20 protein-coding genes are annotated in these 20,796 nt (G+C 65.7%); 12 read left to right on the top strand and 8 right to left on the bottom strand.

From position 1 onward, the window contains the following. The first annotated feature begins 17 nt into the window (after window positions 1-17). The 3 genes from V5A38_RS01160 to V5A38_RS01150 all read left to right on the top strand — a co-directional run bounded on the left by V5A38_RS01160 (window position 18) and on the right by V5A38_RS01150 (window position 3,142). Window positions 18-962 carry a prenyltransferase gene (locus V5A38_RS01160; protein WP_332323911.1) on the top strand — a complete coding sequence of 315 codons (945 nt, stop codon included), beginning with the start codon at window positions 18-20 and terminating at the stop codon, window positions 960-962. 146 nt (window positions 963-1,108) lie between these two features. Next, a complete protein-coding gene (locus tag V5A38_RS01155) occupies window positions 1,109-2,359 on the top strand; it encodes a transposase (RefSeq protein WP_332323910.1) in 1,251 nt (416 codons plus the stop codon). 90 nt (window positions 2,360-2,449) lie between these two features. After that, the gene (locus V5A38_RS01150) at window positions 2,450-3,142 is read left to right on the top strand and encodes a DUF547 domain-containing protein (protein ID WP_332323909.1); all 693 of its coding nucleotides are present in this window, start codon (window positions 2,450-2,452) and stop codon (window positions 3,140-3,142) included. Here the strand turns inward: V5A38_RS01150 and V5A38_RS01145 are convergent. From V5A38_RS01145 to V5A38_RS01125, 5 genes are all read right to left on the bottom strand, one after another. Further along, a complete protein-coding gene (locus V5A38_RS01145; RefSeq protein ID WP_332323908.1) occupies window positions 3,097-3,285 on the bottom strand; it encodes a hypothetical protein in 189 nt (62 codons plus the stop codon). The two genes, V5A38_RS01150 and V5A38_RS01145, sit on opposite strands and share 46 nt — an antisense overlap. A gap of 148 nt (window positions 3,286-3,433) precedes the next feature. Continuing rightward, entirely contained in the window at window positions 3,434-4,492 is a 1,059-nt protein-coding gene (locus V5A38_RS01140) for a dipeptide epimerase (RefSeq protein WP_332323907.1), read from the bottom strand. Beyond that, complete coding sequence (locus V5A38_RS01135; RefSeq protein WP_332323906.1) at window positions 4,489-5,571, bottom strand: DUF1611 domain-containing protein; 1,083 nt, start codon at window positions 5,569-5,571, stop codon at window positions 4,489-4,491. Before V5A38_RS01135 ends, V5A38_RS01140 begins: the two co-directional genes overlap by 4 nt. A gap of 90 nt (window positions 5,572-5,661) precedes the next feature. Beyond that, complete coding sequence (locus V5A38_RS01130) at window positions 5,662-6,798, bottom strand: enolase C-terminal domain-like protein (RefSeq protein WP_332323905.1); 1,137 nt, start codon at window positions 6,796-6,798, stop codon at window positions 5,662-5,664. After that, complete coding sequence (locus V5A38_RS01125) at window positions 6,795-8,390, bottom strand: D-aminoacylase (RefSeq protein WP_332323904.1); 1,596 nt, start codon at window positions 8,388-8,390, stop codon at window positions 6,795-6,797. Before V5A38_RS01125 ends, V5A38_RS01130 begins: the two co-directional genes overlap by 4 nt. Before the next feature lie 150 nt (window positions 8,391-8,540). Between V5A38_RS01125 and V5A38_RS01120 the strand changes: the two genes are divergently transcribed. Further along, entirely contained in the window at window positions 8,541-10,103 is a 1,563-nt protein-coding gene (locus V5A38_RS01120) for an FAD-dependent oxidoreductase (RefSeq protein ID WP_332323903.1), read from the top strand. Between the two features lie 106 nt (window positions 10,104-10,209). Here V5A38_RS01120 and V5A38_RS01115 read toward each other — a convergent pair whose 3' ends face one another. Both V5A38_RS01115 and V5A38_RS01110 read right to left on the bottom strand, forming a co-directional pair. Beyond that, window positions 10,210-10,527 (bottom strand): hypothetical protein, encoded by a 318-nt coding sequence (locus V5A38_RS01115; RefSeq protein ID WP_332323902.1) that lies wholly within the window; start codon window positions 10,525-10,527, stop codon window positions 10,210-10,212. Beyond that, complete coding sequence (locus V5A38_RS01110; RefSeq protein ID WP_332323901.1) at window positions 10,524-10,967, bottom strand: hypothetical protein; 444 nt, start codon at window positions 10,965-10,967, stop codon at window positions 10,524-10,526. The genes V5A38_RS01115 and V5A38_RS01110 overlap by 4 nt, the downstream gene beginning before the upstream one ends. A 326-nt stretch (window positions 10,968-11,293) precedes the next feature. Here V5A38_RS01110 and V5A38_RS01105 point away from each other — a divergent pair, with 326 nt between their 5' ends. The 7 genes from V5A38_RS01105 to V5A38_RS01075 all read left to right on the top strand — a co-directional run bounded on the left by V5A38_RS01105 (window position 11,294) and on the right by V5A38_RS01075 (window position 18,292). Then, on the top strand, window positions 11,294-11,794 hold the full coding sequence (locus V5A38_RS01105; protein ID WP_332323900.1) for a hypothetical protein: 501 nt from the start codon (window positions 11,294-11,296) through the stop codon (window positions 11,792-11,794). A gap of 82 nt (window positions 11,795-11,876) precedes the next feature. Beyond that, window positions 11,877-13,646 (top strand): ABC transporter substrate-binding protein, encoded by a 1,770-nt coding sequence (locus V5A38_RS01100; RefSeq protein ID WP_332323899.1) that lies wholly within the window; start codon window positions 11,877-11,879, stop codon window positions 13,644-13,646. Between the two features lie 51 nt (window positions 13,647-13,697). Beyond that, a complete protein-coding gene (locus V5A38_RS01095) occupies window positions 13,698-14,681 on the top strand; it encodes an ABC transporter permease (protein WP_332323898.1) in 984 nt (327 codons plus the stop codon). A 1-nt stretch (window position 14,682) separates the two neighbouring features. Continuing rightward, window positions 14,683-15,624, top strand: a complete 942-nt coding sequence (locus tag V5A38_RS01090; RefSeq protein WP_332323897.1) for an ABC transporter permease — start codon at window positions 14,683-14,685, stop codon at window positions 15,622-15,624. After that, entirely contained in the window at window positions 15,624-16,712 is a 1,089-nt protein-coding gene (locus tag V5A38_RS01085) for an ABC transporter ATP-binding protein (RefSeq protein ID WP_332323896.1), read from the top strand. Before V5A38_RS01090 ends, V5A38_RS01085 begins: the two co-directional genes overlap by 1 nt. Further along, window positions 16,705-17,841, top strand: coding sequence for an ABC transporter ATP-binding protein (locus V5A38_RS01080; RefSeq protein ID WP_332323895.1), 1,137 nt, complete (start codon window positions 16,705-16,707; stop codon window positions 17,839-17,841). Before V5A38_RS01085 ends, V5A38_RS01080 begins: the two co-directional genes overlap by 8 nt. A 1-nt stretch (window position 17,842) precedes the next feature. Further along, the gene (locus V5A38_RS01075) at window positions 17,843-18,292 is read left to right on the top strand and encodes a hypothetical protein (RefSeq protein ID WP_332323894.1); all 450 of its coding nucleotides are present in this window, start codon (window positions 17,843-17,845) and stop codon (window positions 18,290-18,292) included. 33 nt (window positions 18,293-18,325) lie between these two features. Here V5A38_RS01075 and V5A38_RS01070 read toward each other — a convergent pair whose 3' ends face one another. Beyond that, a complete protein-coding gene (locus V5A38_RS01070; protein ID WP_332323893.1) occupies window positions 18,326-19,864 on the bottom strand; it encodes a M81 family metallopeptidase in 1,539 nt (512 codons plus the stop codon). A gap of 215 nt (window positions 19,865-20,079) precedes the next feature. Here V5A38_RS01070 and V5A38_RS01065 point away from each other — a divergent pair. Next, a partial coding sequence (locus V5A38_RS01065) for an amidohydrolase family protein (RefSeq protein ID WP_332323892.1) occupies window positions 20,080-20,796 on the top strand: 717 nt, incomplete at its 3' end.

Below are 20,796 nucleotides of genomic sequence, written 5' to 3'. Positions count from 1 at the left end.
TCGAAATACGACCAGTGATGGAGCTGTCTCGGACCGCCCGGACGCGTTCACCACGGCTGTGGGCGCTGTGGGCTGCAGCCCGGCCCAGTCAGGTCGCGCTCGTCCTGCTGCTCTACTTGCTCGGTGTGGGGATGGCGAGGGCTGGGTCGCCCGTCGCCACGAGCGGCGGCGAGGTCGTTCCCGGAGCGATCACCCTCGGGGCACTCACGCTGCTTCCGACGACAGTCGCGATTCACTACGCCAACGAGTACGCCGACGCTGACACCGACCGACTGACGGGGCGGACTCCGTTCTCCGGCGGGAGCGGCGCGCTCGTCGAGACTGGACTCCCGCGGGCGTTCCTGGGGCGTGCACTCGTCGTCACGCTCGTCGTGGCGGTCGTTACTTCCTCCGGCGCCGTCTTGGCCGGACTCGACGTGACGGCGATGGGGCTGCTGTCGGTGATCCTCGTCAGCGGGGTCGCCTACTCGCTCCCGCCGGTCGCGCTGGTTCGCCGCGGGGTCGGCGAACTCGTGAACGCGACGCTCGGTGGGTTGTTGCTCCCGCTGTACGGCGCTTCGGTCGTGTCGTCGCCGACCCCAGCCGCCGCGCTCGCCGTGGTGCCGTTTACACTGCTGGTCGGCTGTAACCTCCTCGCCACTCACTGGCCCGACCGCGAGGCTGACGCCGCAGTCGGAAAGCGGACGCTCGCAGTCAGGTGGTCACCGAGGCGGATTCGACGGGTGTACGTGCTCCTGGCGGTCGTCGCCGGGGGTGTCACTGCCGGGCTCTGGACCGCCGGACTCCTCCCGGCCGCGGTCGTCCTGGCTCACGTCGTCCCGGTGCCGTTTCTGGTGTGGGGCGGCCTCGTCCTGGCCCGCCAGCGCTCGCCGTTGCCAGCGGTGCTTTCGATGGTGTCGCTCGCGGTCGCGGAGACCGTCGCATGGTGGTGGATTGGCGGCGCGGGCGCCCTGCCGCCGTAGCTATCTTTCAACGAGGAGAGAATCCCGGCGTTTACGCCGGGAGTGAATCCGACACTTCCTCCACAGTCCACCGTCGATGGCAAGGCCGGATATTCAACGCTGCCGTAATCCCCACAATTAAGTAATTACTCTGATATAGGCTATGTATGGCGATTGAGGCCACCCGAACCTACGTTGGTTCCATCCAGAACCACAAACAGGTGTGTGATGGTCTCGATTCGCTCGGCGATTCCGCCTCGAAAATCTGGAACGTCGCCCGCTGGACAGCCGACCGCATCTGGAACCAAACCGGCGAAATCCCAGATGAAGGGACGCTGAAAGCGTACATGAAAAACCAGTCGTGCTGGAAAGAGTTGAACGCACAATCCAGTCAGAAAGTCATCGAAGAACTTTCTGACGCTTTCCAGTCCTGGTTCGACCTGCGACAGAAAGACCCAGAGGCGAACCCACCCGGTTACCGCAAACACGGCGATACCCGACCCCGAAGCACGGTCACGTTCAAAACAGATGGGTTCGAACACGATTCCGAGAACGACCGTCTCCGACTCTCAAAAGGCTCGAATCTGAAAGAACATTTCTCGGACTTCCTGCTCTGTGAGTACCAGACCCGGCCGGACGTTGACCTCTCGGAAGTCAACAAGGTGCAGAACGTTCGTGCCGTCTGGAACGGCGACGTGTGGGAACTGCACTTCGTCTGCAAAGTCAGCCTCAAAACGAATGACTCAGCAGGGGACGAAGCAGCAGGCATCGACCTCGGCATCACGAATCTCGCCACGGTCGCGTTTCCCGACGAATACGTCCTGTATCCTGGCAACTCGCTCAAGCAGGACAAGCACTACTTCACCCGTGCAGAGTACGATACTGAAGGCGAGAACGGCCCCTCCGAGAAGTCGATGTGGGCACGTCGGAAACTCGCTGACCGTGAGACACACTTCTACCATGTCCTCACGGACACCATCATCACGGAGTGTGTCGAACGCGGTGTCGGCACGCTCGCAGTGAGTTGGCCTGAAGACGTGCGTGAGTCCGATTGGGGCATGACAGGGAACAAGAAGTTGCACTCGTGGGCGTTCGACCGCATTTACCAGTACCTCGCGTACAAAGGCGAAATGCGTGGCGTCGAGGTACTGAAGAAGAATGAGTGGAACACTTCCAAAACATGTTCAAACTGTGGTGACGACACGAAATCGAACCGTGTCGAACGTGGCTTGTACGTCTGCTCGTCGTGCGAGTTGGTAGCCAACGCGGACTGTAACGGAGCAGAAAATATGCGTCAGAAGATAACTCCGAGTCCTCACGGCGAGGATAGGAGTAACGGCTGTGTGGCACAGCCATCGACATACCTGTTCGACCGCGAGAGCGGGACGTTCACCACGAGAGAACGGACTGTGCCGTAGACCGGCAAATATCCCACCTGCGGGACGGGAAGCCTCGCCGTTTACGGCGAGGAGGATGTCACTTGTCCACGGAGCCGCTTTCTCGGGATGATGAGCGACCGTGATCCCACGGAGCTCGCTTCGACGTTCCTCGCCGCGGTGAAGCGCGGAACGGGGACTGCGGGACTCCGGTCGACGCTGGCGGGACTTCCGGAAGCGGCCATGGCCGCCCTCGACGTATCGGCGGCGAAAGCGTTCTGGCTGAACACGTACAACGCCTACGCCCAGTACCATCTCGAACGGAAACCCGAACTCTACGACTCCAGGCGACGGTTCTTCGGCGGGAAGCGCCTTCGGATCGCCGGGAAACAGCTCAGTCTCGACGACGTGGAACACGGGATTCTGCGCGCCTCGGCGTCGAAGTACGGGCTCGGCTACCTTCCGCGGCCGTTCCCGAGCGCGTTCGAGCGCAGCCATCGGCTCCCGACGGTCGACCCACGCATCCACTTCGCGCTCAACTGCGGTGCCGAAAGCTGCCCGCCGATCCTGGCTTACAGCGCCGAGAGCGTCGACGAAGAACTGGAGTGGGCCACCGAGGGGTTCCTCGAATCCAACGCCTCTCGCGACGACGAGGGGGTGGTATGGCTCTCGCGGCTGTTTCTCTACTACAGGGGTGACTTCGGCGGGCGCTCTGGCATCTACGACTTCCTCGAACGGTACGCCGTCGTCCACCCCGGTGAGCGGCCGACGGTACGCTATCAGGAGTACGACTGGACGCTCAACAGGGGCATGTACCGGGAGTGAACGTACGGAACGAACGGTACGGCGAGCAGCACGAGCCCCGGGATGACGGCGATGGCGCCGACGCTGTCGCTCCCGAGGTGGGTGAATCCCTGAATCTCCCGGTCGGCGACGATGAGCTGTCGAAGCTCCAGCCACGTGCTCATCTCCCTGAACGACTAGCCCTCGACGGTGACGGTGTCACCGATGAGCCCCGGTCACCTCCTCGACGACCGCCATCGATGCCGGCGGGCGCTCCTCGAATGCCCGCGGCGTGCTAGAGCAGGAGACGACAAGAACGGGAAGGGGCCTAACTCACCAGTTCTCCGGCGTCACACCGTGGCCCGGTCCGGAGATCTCGTGCATCGGCCCCTCGCCGGAGTCGATGACGTCCTCCGCGAGCAGGCGGTTCCCGTCGAGGTCGACGTAGGAGAACGCCCCCGTCCCGGCGACAACGTGGGCGCTGGTGTGGATACCCACCGCGCTCTCGAGCATGCAGCCGACCATGCAGTCCAGGTTCGCCCCCTTTGCGATGCCGACGATCTCCGCGACCGCCAGCGGCCCGGATTTGCCGAGTTTGGCGTTGATGATGTCCGCAGCCTCTTCGCGGACGACGCGAACGGCGTCCGCAGGGGTGAATACCGCTTCGTCGGCGGCGATGGGGACGTCGACGCGCCGGCGCGTATCCGCGAGACCGGCGATATCGGCGGCGGCAACCGGCTGTTCGATGAGGTCGAGTTCGATGCCGCGCTCGGCGATTTCGTCGGCGAACTCGGCGGTCTCCTTCGGCGTCCAGCCCTGATTGGCGTCGATTTTGAGCGCCGCGTCCGGTGCCGCTTCGTGGATAGCGACGACGCGCTCCACGTCCTCGGTGACATCGTTGCCCGTCTTGATCTTCAGGTGTTCGTAGCCCCCCGTCGCGGCCGCCGTCGCCCGCCGCGTCGCGTCCTCGGGACCGACGATGGGGATGGTCATGTCCGTCTCGACCGGCTCGGGCGGCCCGCCGAACAGCTCCGACAGCGCAATCCCCTTCTCGCGACAGAAGGCGTCGAGCACCGCCGTTTCGACGGCGAACGTCGCCGACACCATCCCGGGGAACGTGCTCCGCAGTTCCTCGACGAGCGCGCGGTACCCCTCGACGGGGCGCCCCTCGACGATATCTGCGGCCGCCTGCGCTGTCGCGAGTGCGGCCTCCCGCGTCTCGCCGGTGACGGGCGCCAGGGGCGAGCCCTCGCCGTAGCCGGTCACACCGGATTCGGTCTCGACGGTCACGAGCACGTTCGCCGCCTCGTGCTGGACCCCGAGCGAGATCTCGAACGGCTCCGTCAGCGGCAAGTCGAGCGGTTCGGCAGTGAGCTCGGTGATTCGGCTCATTCGCTCCCACCTGCCGTGCTGCTCGGCGCACTGGCTCCAAGTGTCTCCCGAACCGCCACGAGCAGGTCGGCGGGGCCGTCCTCCTCGTAGACGTTCGCGACCGGGAGGTCGTAGCGCTCCCGTTCGACCTCCGGGTCCCCCCACGTCGAGATGGCTGCGACCTCGGCATCGGAAAGCTCCTCGATGAGGTCGGTCTCCGACTCGACGCCGTCGACGAGGAACTGCTCGAAGTGGGTTCGCTGCGTGCGCTCGGGCTCGTCAGCAAGCACGACGATGTCGGGCCACGAGCCGTGGAGAATCGAGAGTGTGACCCCGGAGTACGCCCGGTGGGTGAGCGACGCCTGCCCCTCGACGAAGACGAGGTCGTGGTCGGCGGCGACCGATTTCACCAGGTCCTCGACGACGCCTGCGGTGAAATCGGCGGGCACCCGGTCGATGACGACGCCTGCCTGCGCGCCGACCATGATGCCGGTCTGACCCGTCGCCACCCAGCCGGCGTCCAGCCCAGCCGCCTGGGCGGCCTGGTAGAGTTCGAACGTCGTCGTGCGTTTGCCGACCGCACAGTCCGTGCCGAGGGTCAACACCACGTCGGCATCGGCCTCGTCGACGGAGCCGTCGCCGACCCGGAGCGCGTCCTCCTCGGGCGGCTTGCGCACGTCGAAGATGCGGGCGTCGTGCGCTGCAGCGAGCTCGGACCAGTGGTCCTCGTCGCCGAGGAACGTGTGGAGGCCCGACACCACGTCACAGCCGGCGCGGACCGCGTCCTCGATGCCGCTGATCCAGGCTTCCGGGAGTTCGCCACCGGCGGGCGCGACGCCGATGACGAGCGCCTCCGCCTCTGGTGCCGTCTCCAGCGCGTCGGTCACGGACTCCACGATGGGGATCTCCGGAGCGTCCGGTCGCCGCAGGACATCAGCCGGCGACTTCCCGGCTGTGGTGGAGTCGACGACCGCACGGGCGTCGAACACCTCGCTGTGCATGACGACCCCGTTAGAGGTTTTCCCCCCGGTCCTGCCGAACTCCCCCTCCGCCAGGATGATGGCTGGGGCGGGCACGTCGAACGACTCTCGAAGGTTCATGATCTAACTGAACGTAATGAACTGGTCCACAAAACCTCACTACCTCACATGGGAGGGACGACGACGCCCGCAGAGACGGGTCGGTGGGGGCTAATCCACCCGATACCGGTCGACAGCATCCTCGTCCAGCGTCACACCCAGCCCCGGACTGTCCGGAACGGTGAAGCTGTCGCCGTCTGGCTCCCACGCCGCCCACTCCTCGACCAGCGTGGACGCTGCGTGGACGTTCAACACGCCCGAAGGATACTCGACAGCGGGCGACGACGCCGCGAAGTGGGCGTTCGCCGCGGTCCCGATGCCGAGTTCCAGCATGCTCCCCATGAAGCAGGGGAGGCCGTGGGCGCTCGCCACGGTTGCGACGTCCTGGCCACGGGACAGCCCCCCGGTCTTGGCGAGTTTGATGTTGACGATATCACAGGCGCCCTGTCGGGCGAGCGAGGCCACGTCTCGCGGCGAGAAACACGCCTCGTCGGCCAGCACGGGAACGCCGGTCGCCTCCCGAACCCGTCGGAGCCCAGCGGTGTCGTCGGACGGGACGGGCTGTTCGACCAGCACCAGCCCATCGGCCGCTTCGTCGAGTTCCGGGACCGCAGTCACGGCCTCCGCGGCCGTCCAGCCCTGGTTCGCGTCGACACGGATGCGAGCGTCCGGCACCGCCTCCGCGATTGCGGCGACGGCTTCGCGTTCGGCGGCGAAATCCGGCCCGCCGACCTTGAGTTTGAACGCGGTGAACCCCTCGGCGGCCGCCTCGGCCGCGCGCTCGCGTACCTCTTCGGGCGGACGGATCCCGATGGAGTAGTGGAGGTCGACGGTCGGCTCGCTGCCGGGCGCGCCGCCGAGCAGGTCGTATACCGGCTGATCCCGCAGCTTCCCGAGTGCGTCGTGAAGGGCCACGTCGACGCCATAGAGCGGGAACGGTTCCCCAGAGAGCGCCCGTTCGACCTCCGCAACCAGTCGCGGGATGTGGTGGAGCGGCTCCCCCTCGACGATCGGCGCGATGCGGTCGGCGATCAGGGCCAGCACCGCCGACTGGGTGAGCCCGTGGGGCCACGTGGAACTCGGTGCTATCTCGCCGACGCCGGTCACGCCGGCGTCCGTCTCGACCCGGACGATGACGTGGTTGTACGCCCCCTGGCCGCCGGTGTCGACGGAGAGGCTCGTCTCGTAGGACTCCTCGGCCGGCACGGAGACCGGAATCGTCTCGACGGCGGTGACGCGGGCGCTCATGTGCCGAGCACCTCGCCGGGCCGCGCGCCGGTGTGGTCGCCGTCTTCCACGACGAACTCGCCGTTGACGAGCACGTGGTCGATGCCGGCCGGGTAGTGCGCCGGGTCGAGGAAGTCGCCGGTCTGTTCGACGATCTCCGGGTCGAACACCGTGATATCGGCCTTGGCGTCGGCCTTCAGTACGCCGCGATCATCCAGCCCGAGCCGTGCCGCGGGCATCCCCGTCATCTTGTGGATCGCCCGTTCGAGCGAGAGCACCCCCTCCTCGCGGACGTAGTGGCCGAGGACGCGGGGGAACGTGCCGTAGTTGCGCGGGTGGGGAACCCCCTCGCCGAGCGGGCCGTGCTGGCAGAGCGAGGAACCGTCACTGCCGACCATCGTCAGGTCGTGACGCATCACCGTGCGCACATCGTCCTCGTCCATGCCGAAGTTGACGTGCATCGTGCGGTTCTCGTCCTCCAGGACGATGTCCAGCAGGATGTCCGCAGGCTCTCGGGTCCCGTCGTCAGCGGCGGCGATTTCGGCGATGGTCTGGCCCTCGTAGGCTTTCAACTCGGGGTTCTGGACCGCCGTGACGAGCACGCCGTCCCAGCTACTGTTGCGGTCGGTCTTGAGCTCCTCACGGATGCTGGCCCTGGCCTGCTCGTCCCGGAGCCGGTCGAGCAGCGCGTCGTCGCCGCCGTCGTGGGCCCAGTTGGGGAGCAACGCGCCAAGACTGGTCGAGGAGGCGACGTAGGGGTACTGGTCGCACTGCACGTCGATGCCCTCCGTCTCGCGGACGAGCTCCATCCGGCGCAGCGTGGCCCGCACTTTCCCCCAGTTGTCGGGCCCGATAGCCTTGTGATGGGAGATCTGGACGGGGATATCGGCCTGCCGCCCCACCTCGATGGTCTCCTCGACGCTCTCGATGAGTTCGTCGCTCTCCGAGCGCATGTGGGTGGCGTAGAACCCGCCGTGTTCGGCCGCCGTCTCCGCGAGTGCGATCACTTCGTCCGTGTCGGCGTAGGAACCTGGCGGGTAGAACAGCCCGGTCGAGAGGCCAACGGCGCCGTCCTCCATCGCTTCGGCGACCAGCGAACACATCTCGTCGAGTTCGTCGTCGGTCGGGGCGCGGTCGTCGTAGCCGATGACCGCGGCGCGGACGTTCCCGTGCCCCACGAGCGAGCCGGCGTTGAGTGAGAGGCCGTCACCGTCGAGATAGTCGAGATAGCCCGTCATCGACTCCCACTGGGTGGAGTCCACCTCCTCGCCGAGGCCACGGCCCTCGAACCAGTCGTCCACCGAGCGGGCGGCCTCGCCGTACCGTGGCGCCGCGCTCGTCCCGCAGTTGCCGACGATCTCGAGGGTCACGCCCTGCCGGACCTTGCTGTGGGCGTCGCGGTTCGCCGGAAGGGTGAAGTCAGAATGGGTGTGGATGTCGATGAATCCCGGCGCGACGACGCTGCCGTCGAGGGATCGTTCGGTGTCCCCCTCGCCGGCAACATCGCCGACAGCGGCGATTCTCCCGTCGGTGACAGCCACATCCCCGCGGTACCACGGCGAGCCCGTGCCGTCGACGATTCGTGCGTTTCGGAAGACGAGGTCGTAGCTCATCGTCCACTCCGACGCGGCGACTCGACAATAATCTACTCCCGCCAACGTGATGGCCAACCGAACCGTGTCGCCCGCCGACAGCGGGAGACACGCGGTTCGACTCCGGTTCGGCCAAAGACTAAAGAGCGACACACGCACAGGACGGGTGAGATGGGCAGTAACTCCGAACAGGTCGACTCGGTAACGGTCGTCGGGGGTGGAGACGTGGGGCTACTGACGGCCCTGGCTCTCGAGAAGGGGCTCGACTCGACCGACGTCGTCGTCGTCGACGACTTCGAGGAGTCCGTCCCGGAGGTCGGCAAGAGCACGCTCTCGTACGTCGTCGACTTCCTCCTCGACTCCCTCGAGATCGACGTCACCCGCCTGATATCCGACGTAAAGCTGGCGTGGAAGGCGACGGTCTACTTCGAGGACTGGTGTGGATCCGGGCCGTTCCACAGTCCGCTGGGCCAGCCGCTCCCGGTGGTTCGGGAGGAGGGAAACGGGAGCGGTGCCGAGCGGAACCGCCTCACGCCGACACACGAGGCTGAGTTCCAGGAGTGGCTCCACCGCTATCGGGAGGGAAACTTCGCGACCACGTACACCGAACTCGCCGAGACGCCGGGGGAAGCCCCCGTCATCGCCGAGGGGAGGGGGATCCGACGGCCGCTCCCCAGCACCTCCTATCACTTCGACTCCCGGAGCTTCAACGAGTTCCTGCGAACGCTCTGTGGGGAACGGGGGGTCCGCCTCGTCGACGACCGCATCACGGCGGTCGAGACCTCCGACGACCGCATCGACCGCGTCGCGGGCGACGAGACGACGTACGAGGCTGACCTGTACGTGGACGCCTCCGGCTTCGAGCGCGTGCTCATGGGCGAGCTCGACAACGAGTTCGTCGAATTCGACCTCCCGGTCGACTCGGCGGTCGTCACGAACGTCGACATCCCCTTCTCGGAGATCGTCTCCGCGACGGTGGTGACGACCGGGGACGCCGGCTGGTTCTGGCAGATCGACACCGCCGGCGACGGGGGCGGTGCCCGAGATCTCGGGTACGTTTACTCCTCGGAGCACATCTCCGATGAGGCCGCACGCCGGGAGTTCGTCGACACCCGCGACGAGGAGTTCGGGGCGGACGACACCCGGCTCTATCGCTTCGACTCTGGCGTCCTGGCGGAGCCGTGGTACAACAACTGCGTCGCGGCGGGGAACGCACTGGGGTTCGTCGAACCGCTGCAGTCGACGGCGCTGACGACCAGCTGTCTCCTCGCCGCCCGGCTCGCGCGGGCGCTCGGCCAGCACGCGCGAGTGAACCACGAGGGCGTGCGCCGGATGTTCAACCAGTCCGCGATGGCGACCTGGGAGGAGGTGTACGACTTCGTCAGCGTCTACTACAAGCACAACTCCGGCTCGACGCAGTTCTGGGAGGACGCCCGCTCGGTCAACCCCGGGGAGCTCGAGCACCACCGCTCGTACCAGGAGCTGGGATTCGCCGGATGGAAGGACGTCTACCGCCACACCCGCACCGGGACGGACCTGAACGAGTACTACCTCTACTACCTCGTCTACCGGAACCTCGGCGTCGAGTCGGCGTTCTACGAGGGCCTCGACTTGGAGGTCGACCAGGAGGTGATCGACCGCGTCGAGGAGTACACCGCCAGCCTCCCCGACCAGATCGACGACTACCTCGGCTACGAGGAGTTCCACGGAGAGTACCACCCCGGGTACGACTGACGGACGCGGGGGACGCCGACCGAGTTCCGAGACGGAACGGGCGTCGACCGCGACCGACGCGCCGCGAACCGGCGTGTGATCACCGCGCTGTCGGAGTGTGGGTGACTCAGGAGAGCAGACCCACGTACATCGCGACCAGCGAGTAGACCAGCGTGACGATCAGAAACAGCGTCTCGTTGACGCTGAACCGCAGGTAGACGACAACGAACACGGGGTACGGGGCGACCAGCAGGAACGTCTCGAGGACGAACCACTGTACCTCGGTGAGCCCGAGCCGGTCGCGGATGCGGTCGCGGAACAGCGGCTCCCGCATTGTCGGCGGCGGGTCCCACTCCTCGTCGTCCTCGTCCACCTCGTCTAGCTCGTCCGCGCCCGGCAGGCTCACGTCGGCGTACTCCTCCCGTCCGTCGTCCGGATCGGTCACAGCGTCACCTCCCGCTGCTCGATCGGAATTTCGAGGCGGTAGTCGTTGTACACCCGCACGGTGACGGTGCCTGTCACGGTGACGGCGTCCCCCTGTGAGAGGTTCCCGCTGATGAGCCGCGCCGGCACGTAGCCCTTCACCGTCCCGGTTCCCGGGGAGATCGAGTTGAACCCCTGGTACGGGGTGCTCGCCGAGCCGCGCCCGTCCTCGTGGGACAGGTCAACGTGGACGTACTGGACGCGAATCGGGCGGTTCATGGAGTTGTGGACCCGGACCGTCACCACGACGCCGTCGTCAAACTCGGCGTCGGCGACCGACGCGGTCGACTCCTCGAAAGTGATGACGTTCGCGTAGTTGCGCTCGGCCTCGGCGACGACCCCGACCGAGAGGAGCGTCAGCACAACGAGCGACACCGTGACGGTCCGACGACTGGGGCTCACCGGACCCCTCCCGTCACGCCCCCGGACGGCTCAGCGTTGACGTACCCGACTACGGTGACGTGATAGTCATAGGCGAGGGTCCCCGTTCGGTCGGGACCGTCACTGTCGGCCGTGGGGTCGGAGTTGTTGGAGAGCACGGCGGAGTCAGTACGGTTCCGTCGACGGTGCCGGGGCCGACGTTCGGCGGGCCAACGGCCGACGCGGGCGTCGGTTCGGGAACGGGGTTTCTCGGCGTCGAACGCGCACTGTAATGGGTACCCGACAGTGGAACATAAAGATTCGCCTGCGAGCCAAGGTTGATTGGGGAGGTGCACGAGAGACGTACCATGGGACTGGAAGAGATCATCGATGCGGCCGAACGAGTCGGCGATAACGACGAGGAGCGCCAGGAGGCGTTCCGGCAGGAGTTCGACGCTTACGAGGCGGCCGAGTCCGAGGCGTTCGAGGCGACGCGCGAGGCGCTGGCGGAGGAGCGGGAGGCCCTCGAGGCGCTCGACGAGCAACTGGAGTACGAGGAGGAGAACATCGAGGAGCTCGTCGCGAATACGGAGTTCCTGTCGGTCGACCAGGCCGTGCGCCACCGCGAGGCGACGATCGAGAAGCTCCGGACACACAACGACCACCTCCGGGAGTTCCACGACGCCATGACGGCCGCACTCGACACCGTGGAGCTGAATCTCGACGCGCTGGAGCGGGCGGGCCCGGAGGCCGTCGACGCCGACCCGGAACCGGATTTCGAGCGCGCCCACGAGGCGCTCGAGGCGCACAACGACACCATGAGAGGGTTGGACAGGAACATGATGATTCTCGACGCGTACCTCCGGTGACCACCGACGCCTCGGCCTCCAGTCGGAGGGCCCTACTATGATAGGCCGTGGATATAAGTGACGAGGTTTGTTGTATGAGGGCATGTCTCACGACAACAGGCGCGAGTTCATGCGAAAGATGGGCGCCACGGGCGCCGCAATCGGTGGCGTAAGCATCGCGGGTTGTTCCAGCGAAACTGGCGACGGTGAAGGTGGCGGCGGCGGCGGAGGCGGCGGGGAAGGCACAACAGCCACCGCCGAGAAGAATGTCGAGAGCGACCTGCCCGAGGAGCGGAAGATGGACACGATGGAACACGTGAGCAACACAGAGCGGTACTACGCCGCCCGCTACCAGGCCAACCGGCTGGTCGACAAGCGGCTCCGCGAGGACCTCGGTATCCCCGCCGAGACCCAGCCCATCGAGTTCACCGTGGTCACCGAGCGCGAGAGCAGCGGTGACTTCGACATGGTCACGTACAACTGGACCGCGAACAACGGCGAGCCCGACAGCGTCGTCGTCGACCGCTTCCACAAGGACGGCTCGACCAACTACGGGGGGTACAACAACGAGCGGGTGAACGAGCTGGCGATGGCACAGCGCGTGGAGCAGGACCCGGACACTCGGCAGGAACAGGTTAAGGAGATCCAGGACATCGTCGGCGAGGAGCGCCCCGAACAACAGTACCTGTACAACCTGAACACGTTCGCGATGAACACCGAGCGGTTCGACGAGGAGACGATGGTCAATGCCGGCACGGGCATCCGTAACATCTGGCATTACACGCAGGTCGAACCCCTGAACGACGAAGGGAAGACCATCGTCACGAACAACTGGGACCCCAGCGACCAGCTCAACATTCTGCACGCCAACGGGGTCGGTCCCAGCCGGAACTACGTGCCGGGGAGTTTCATGCACGACTTCCTCGTCCGGCCGGACCCGGACCTTCAGCCCGCGGCGTGGGCTGCGAAGGACTGGGAGTGGCAGGACGAGACGACGATCGACTTCACACTGGAAGAGGGGATGAAGTTCCACGACGGCGAGGACGTCACCGCCCAGGACGTGAAGTTCTCGTACGACCTCATCCTCGAGACGGAGCCGCCGGCGTACCTCAACAGCGTCGTCCAGATTGTCGAAAGCGTCGAGACGACCGGGGAGCTTTCGTTGACCTTCAACCTGCAGGACCCGTACGTCCCGTTCATCCTCATCACGGCCGCGACGACGCCCATCCTTCCCGAGCACTACTGGACCCAGCTCATCGAAGACAACGGCGGCACGGACCAGCCGTGGCAGATCAACATCAGCAACGACCAGCCGATCATCGGCTCGGGTCCGTTCCAGTGGGGCGAGTGGGACCAGGGGTCGCGCTTCGAGCTGCCGGCCTTCAAGGACCACCCGTTCGCCGCGCCGAACATCGACAAGCGGATCCAGCGACCGCTGTCGACGCGTGACGCCGAGATGCAGGCGATGATAAACGGCGACTACGACCAGCTCGACTACTGGTTCGGCGACCTCCAGCTCCTCAAGGACACGGCCGCCGAGCAGGACCACCTGACCCACGTCGAGTCTCTCGGCGACGGGCGGCAGGCGACCTGGCACAACACCCAGCGCCCGCCGGGCGACGACGTCGCGGTGCGGCAGGCGGTGAACGCCGTCGTCAGGGACATCCAGCCGGTGATCATCAACGAGCTGTACGACGGCTTCGGGCAGGAGGCGCACTCGCCGATCAACCCCTCGATGACGTTCTGGCACAACGAGGACGCCACCTCCTTCGACGGCGGCGTCCCCCAGGCAACCGAGATCTTGAAAGACGCCGGCTACGTGTGGGACGATAACGGGGACATCTACTACCCCGAAGGCAAGACCGGCAGGTAACGCCCACCCCAGTACCACCGTTCCAGTATTTCAATCACTCCATTCAGATTCATGGTCAACAAACGATACATACTCCGCCGCTTGCTGTTGATGTTGGTGTCCCTGTTCACGGTCATCACCATCCTGTTCTTCCTCTTCCGGTCGGTGCCCGGTGGCCCCATGGCGGCCATCACGAGCCCGCGAATGAACGAGGCGGCACGGCAGGCGGTCATCGAACAGTACGGTCTCAACGAACCGCTCTGGAAGCAGTACGGCCTCTACATATGGAACGTCCTGCATCTGGACTTCGGGCAGTCGTTCTACTACGGTGAGTCGGTGCAGTCACTCATCGCCGACCGATTCCTCAACACGATGAGCCTGATGATCACGGCGTTCATCATCTCCTACACGGTCGGCACCTACCTCGGCGCACAGCTCGGCTGGCTCCGCGGCTCCTCGAAGGAGCGCGTCGGCATGGTCATCGTCCTCCTTATCCGGTCGACCCCGGTGTTCTGGACGGGGATGATCGTGCTCTACCTGTTCTCGTTCCAGCTGGACCTCTTCCCGCTTGGCGGGATGCGCGGTATGCAGGCGTCGTACTCCACGAACGCGGAGAAGTTCTTGAGCGGCGACTTCCTCTATCACCTGGTGTTGCCGGTGTTCACGCTCTGTACGTTCTACGTGGGGCTCCCGCTGCTCCTGATGCGTAACAACCTGCTCGAGGTGCTCTCGGAGGACTACATCGACACCGCGCGCGCAAAGGGGCTGACGGACCGCCGCATCCTGCTCCGGCATGCGGCGCGGAACGCCATCCTCCCGGTCGTGACGGCGTTCGCCATCGCCATCGGCTTCGCCGTCGGCGGGCAGGTGCTCATCGAGACGGTGTACTCCTGGCCTGGACTGGGACGCGAGATGGTGAAGGCGTCCCTCCGGAGCGACTACCCGGTGGCACAGGGGGCGTTCACCCTGCTGTCGGTGATCGTCATCACGATGAACTTCGTGGCGGACCTGACGTACTCGTGGCTCGATCCGCGCGTCAGATTGGAGGGCAACTGAGATGAGCGAAGAAACCGCACGGCCGGTGGGTCACCGGGACGCGGAGCCCCAACACGGCTGGCGCCGGGCCGTCCAGAACCTGAAGCGGAGCTTCCTCGAACAGGGGCGCATCTTCGTGCGCTCGCGGCTGGCGGTCGCCGGGCTGGTCATCCTCGTGTTCTATGCCATCCTGGCGCTCATCTCGCCGTACATCGTCCCGTACGGACCGGCCGAGCGCATCTACATGGCCGACGGGACGTGGGCAAAGCTCCAGCCGCCGACGGCCGCGCATCCGCTCGGCACGACCGAGTCGGCCTACGACGTGCTCTCACAGCTTCTGCTGGGCTCGCGCATCGCCATGTTCGTCGGCCTGCTGGGCGCGTTCATGGTCGCGGTCATCGGGACGACCCTCGGCACGGTCGCCGGCTACTACGGTGGCTGGGTCGACGATATCATCATGCGTGTCGTGGACGTCCTCTACGGACTGCCGTTCATCCCGTTCGTCATCGTCCTCGTGACGGTGCTGGGCGCGAGCGTCTGGAACATCATCCTCGGCATCGCGCTGCTGTACTGGCTCTCGACGGCACGGGTGATACGCTCGGAGGTGTTGACGCTCCGCGAGCGACCGTATGTGGAGGCTGCAAAAGCCGCCGGTGCGAGTGACTTCCGCATCATGAGCGTCCACATCCTCCCGAACGTCATCCCGCTGTCGGCGCTGTACGCCGCTATCGCGGTCGGTTACTCCATCGTCGCACAGGCCAGCATCGCGTTCCTCGGATTCGGCGACCCGACCATCCCCTCGTGGGGCGTGATGCTCCAGCGCGCGTTCGTCACCCAGGCGTTCGGTACGGCGTGGTGGTGGGTCGTTCCCCCGGGACTGTCGATTACGCTCGTCGTGACGGGGGCGTACCTCGTCGGTCGTGGCTACGAGGAGGTCGTCAACCCGCAGCTCCGTGAAAAATAATGAAACAGGCAACTGCAGACTTCGACTTCGACGACGACGCACCGTTGCTCGACGTGACCGACGTAGAGGTCGTGTACGAGACGAGCGCCGGCGACCTGACCGCGGTCGATCACATCAGCTTCTCGGTCGACGAGAACGAGATATTCGGCCTCGTTGGCGAGTCCGGCTGTGGCAAGAGCACCGTCGCACAGGCGGTGCTCGGGCTACTCCCGTCCAACGGCCGTGTGAACGAAGGGTCGATCAAATACCGCGGCATCGAGATGACGGAACTCGAGAAACGCGAACTCGACGCGCTGCGCTGGGAGCATCTCTCGCTCATCAGCCAGGGGGCGATGAACGCCCTCAACCCGGTTCACCGGATCTCCAGTCAGATCGTCGAGGCCATCCAGGCCCACCGGGACGTGACGACCGACGAAGCGCGCGAGCGCGGCGCCGAGCTGTTCGAGACAGTCGGCCTCGACTCCGAGCGGATCGACGACTATCCACACCAGTTCTCGGGCGGCATGAAGCAGCGAGCGTATATCGCGATGTCGCTGGCACTGGACCCGGACCTCATCATCGCCGACGAGCCGACGACCGCGCTGGACGTCATCGTCCAGGACCAGATCCTCAAGCGGCTCAAGGAGCTCCGGGACGAGCTGAACATCTCGGTTATCATCATCTCTCACGACATCAGCGTCATCGCGGAGACGTGCAACCGCCTCGGCGTGATGTACTCGGGGAAGCTGATGGAGTACGGCAACCTGCGGGATATCTTCGCGAACCCGTTCAACCCCTACACGCTGGGGATGCAGAACGCGTTCCCGACGCTCCGGGGGGACCAGTCCGATCTCATCAGCATCCCGGGAAGCCCGCCGGATATCGCGGAGCTGCCGACTGGCTGTCGGTTCAAGGAACGGTGTCCGTTCGCCACCGAGCGGTGCGGTGATGCGCACCCACCGCTGGAACAGGTAGCTGAGGATCATTACTCCGCATGTTACCACCACGACCGAATCGAAACGATGCGGAGCGAGGCAGAGCGACGCTCGACCTGGAACCAAATGCAAGGCGATAGGCCTGCCGCCAGAGCGGAGGGAAGCGATGACTGATACCGACGAGGAGTACATCATGCAGTGTGACGGGCTGAAAAAGTACTTCGAAACCAATCAGGGGCTGCTCGACACCCTGCGGGGCAAAGAAGAACACGTCAAGGCCGTCGACGGCATCGACCTCCAGATTTCGGAGGGGGAGATCGTCGGACTGGCCGGCGAGTCCGGCTGTGGGAAGACCACCGCCGGGAAGACGCTCATCCGCCTCATCGACCCGACCGACGGCACCATCCGCTTCCATGGGGAGGACGTGACCGACATCTCGGGAACGGAGCTCCAGGAGTTCCGACGGGACGTCCAGATCATCTTCCAGGACCCGTTCGAGAGTCTGAACCCGCGAATGACCGTCTACGATACGGTGGTCGAGCCGCTGAAGATCCACGGCATCGGCACGCCCGAGGAGCGCTACAAGAAGGTCATCGAGGCACTCGAACGCGCAGAGCTGACCCCACCCGAGACGTGGCTGGAGAGCTACCCCCACCAGCTCTCTGGCGGGGAGAAACAGCGTGTCGCCATCGCGCGAGCGCTGGTCCTCGAGCCGGATTTCCTGCTCGCTGACGAGCCCGTCTCCATGCTCGACGTCTCCATCCGCGCCGGCGTCCTGAACCTGCTCCAGCGGCTCAACGAGGAGATGGGGCTGACGATCCTCTTCATCAGCCACGACCTCTCCTTGCTCAGGCAGGTGTGTGACCGCATCGGCATCATGTATCTCGGGCGCATCATCGAGTCCGGCGAGACCGAGACGGTGATCCAGGATCCGGTGCATCCGTACGCGAAAGCGCTGCTGGGGGCGGCGCCGGAGCCGGACCCGTTCCGAGAACGGGAACACGTGGAGATACGCGGCTCCATCCCCGATCCAATCAACCTTCCCAGTGGCTGCCGGTTCAAGGACCGGTGCCCCGAACGGGAGGCCATCTGTGACCACGTCGATCCGCTGCTACGGGGCATCGGCGACGAAGGGCGCCAAGTCGCCTGTCACGCGTACTACGAGGAGGAGGATATGACCGAGTTCGAGCAACAGCTCCAGACGATGGAGGACGTGCCTGCGGAAGTGAAATCCGCGCCCCATCGCAGTATCGAGTTCGAGGAGGAAGAGCAGATCTCCGACGCCGAGGGGGTCGCTGACTGACGTGTCGGGCACTGGGACCGCCGCCACGACACTCCAGCGGGCCGTTCGCGGGCAGCGTGGCAGCGCCCTCGCAACGCTGCTGATCGGGATAATCACCGGCTGCTGGGTCGCCTACGTGCTCATCTACCCCGTGTCGTCGCTGGGGCTCCCGAAGTACACCCTCGCGGGTGTGTTCGTCCTCGGCTTCTACGCCGACTTCTACGCCGAATCGATGCTCAACCGGCTGCTGACCGTGTTCGCGGCCTCCATCGTCGCCTACGTCGTCGGCTTCGTCGGCTACGCGTTCCCGGCACTCGTCGGGTGGTACAGCGACCCGTTCGTCCGGCGAGCGATCTACCTCTCGGGGCTCCGGGAGACGTTCCTGTTCAGCCTACTGGCGATGACGCTCCTGATCGTCGGGACGTTCGGGGCCTACGTTCTGCGGAACACCTACGAGGAAGCCACCCGGTGAGGTAGCCGAACACCCACCGGAGCGGAGCGGGGCCTACGATCCGTCCCAGTTCGGGTACTCGTCGTCGGCCATCTCGTCGAGCGGGAACTTGGGCCGCCGGAGGTGCGAGAACTCGAAGTTCCGCGGGTCCATGCTACAGAGCCCGATGCTGTTTATCGGGATGACCTCACTCGACATCGGCTCGTAGTCGGCGCGGAAGTGGTTCATACTCTTGACAACCAGCACGTCCAGTCGTTCGGGCTGAATCCCTGCGTGGCGCCAGATTTCGGCGTCCAGGGGCTGCAGGCGGTTCTCGGTGAGGAGCACGCTCACCCCGTCCTCGGAGCCACATTTCATGTGGACCGTCCGGCCGAGGTGGTTCTCGCTGCCGGTCCCCATCGGGCCGGTGTTGGTGAACTCCCCATCCGTGATGGCGGTCACGTAGCCGTCCACATCCTCGATGGGGGCACCGTGGAGGTCGTCCGTCTTCCCACCCACCGTCGCAGTGACCCGTTCGCCGACGCCGGCCTCGATACACTGGTCGACGACCTCCGGGTCACACATGATGGCGAAGCCCGCGTTCGTCAGGTTCTGGTCGAGCAGCTCCCGGAGAACGGTCGTGCCGTCGGCGGCGCCGCCGCCACCGGGGTTGTCGCCGACGTCGGCGAGCACGATCGGGCCATCGTCCTCCTCGAGGTCCGGTGCACGTTCCCTGGCCGTCGCGACGGCTTCGGCAGGCTCGGGGTAGTCGCCGATGAAGTCGTGCCGGCGCTCCCAGATGTGGGCGGCCATCTCGCGGGACACCTCCGTGGCGGCGTCGGCGTCCGTGGCGACGACCGGGACCGAACAGCCGACTGAGGGAACGTCTGCCTGGTGGAACCCGGGGAAGACGTTCACCTTCACGATGTCGTCGCGCTCCTCGTACTCGCGGGCTTTGGTCATCACCTCGGCCATCGGGCCCTCGCGGGTGTTCTGTTTCGGCCCCATCGCCAGCACCGGCGGGCGCTCGATATGCATCTCCGGGTCGAGTTCGTCCCGCATCGTTCGGGTGAGGTATCGCATGGCTCGGCGGCCGGTGTCACCGGTATCGGTGTGGGGGTACTCCTCGTAGGCGACGAGGAGATCCGCCGCCTCGACGAGTTCGTCGGTGATGTTGCCGTGGAGGTCGAGCGTCACCGCGATCGGGACGTCCGGGCCGACGGCCTCACGCACCATCGACGCCAGCGGCCCTTCCCCGTCGTCCATCCCTTCGGGCACCATCGCCCCGTGGAGACAGAGAATCACGCCGTCGAGGTCGTCGCCGTGCTCTTCGACGCCGGTCAGAATCTGTTCGGTGTAGAACTCGTAGGCGTCGGCTGCCACGATACCGCTCGGCGTCGCGGACGCTGTGACGGAGTAGACGAGGTCGACCCCCTCGTTTTCGGCGACGTCGATGGCCCCGCCCTCGCAGCTGTTGGTGCCCCGCATCTTTTCGGGAATCTCGTCGCCGAAGTACTCACGTCGTTGCTGGAACAGGGGACGGCCTGTCGTCCCGCTCGCGAACGTGTTGGTCTCGTGGGAGAACCCACCGAGAAGTACAGTTTCGTCTGCCATGGGCTGACGTTTCGCTCCAGTTCTGTTAAATGGGGCCCCTAACATGCACTGGGGTACCAACGATCGTGGTACCGACTGTGAGCGGGACCCGTCCACCGTCTCACCCGCCACGTGAGGGGGCAGGCTTACTGTGACACGCCCGAGAGAAGTGGTATGCACGCACGTCCCATGGTTCAGGTCCGACTCTACCCAACCGCTGACGCGGAGCGGGCACGATGACCGTCGACCTGCTTCTCGAGAACGCCCGCGTCGTCGACGGGACGGGGGCGCCGTGGTTCCGCGGGAACGTCGCCGTCTCGGACGGCCGGATCCAGCGCGTCGTCCGCGGCGACGCCGACGTGGACGCGGAGACGACGGTGGATATCGACGGGAACGTGGTCTGTCCCGGCTTCGTCGACACCCACTCGCATTCGGATCTCGAACTGTTCGCCGATCCCGCGCTGGCACCGAAGATTCAACAGGGCATCACGACGGAGATTCTCGGGCAGGACGGCTTCTCGATGGCGCCGATGTATCGTGAGGGCGGCGCCGAAGAGTGGGCACGCCATCTCTCGGGACTCGCCGGCGACGTCGATGTGGACTGGGACTGGGACGACACCACCGGCTACCTCGACGCCGTGGTGGCAAACGGCATCGGCCCGAACGTCGCGACGCTCGTCGGCCATGGGACCGTTCGGTTCAACGTGCTCGGCATGGCCGACCGCGCCCCGACCGAGGACGATCTCGCCAAGATGGCGTCGCTCGTCGACGACGCGCTCGAGGCAGGGGCGATTGGCTTCTCCACGGGACTCGTTTACTCGCCACAGGTGAACGCCACGACGGCGGAGGTGCAGCGACTGGCAGCAGCGCTCGCCCCGTACGGCCGGCCCTTCGTCGCCCACATCCGCAGTGAGGGGCGGTGGATCTGGGCGGCCCTGGACGAGTTCGTCGAC

This window comes from Halolamina sp., from assembly GCF_036626355.1.
Classification (GTDB): domain Archaea; phylum Halobacteriota; class Halobacteria; order Halobacteriales; family Haloferacaceae; genus Halolamina.
This window is presented reverse-complemented; position numbering and strand designations above follow the sequence as displayed.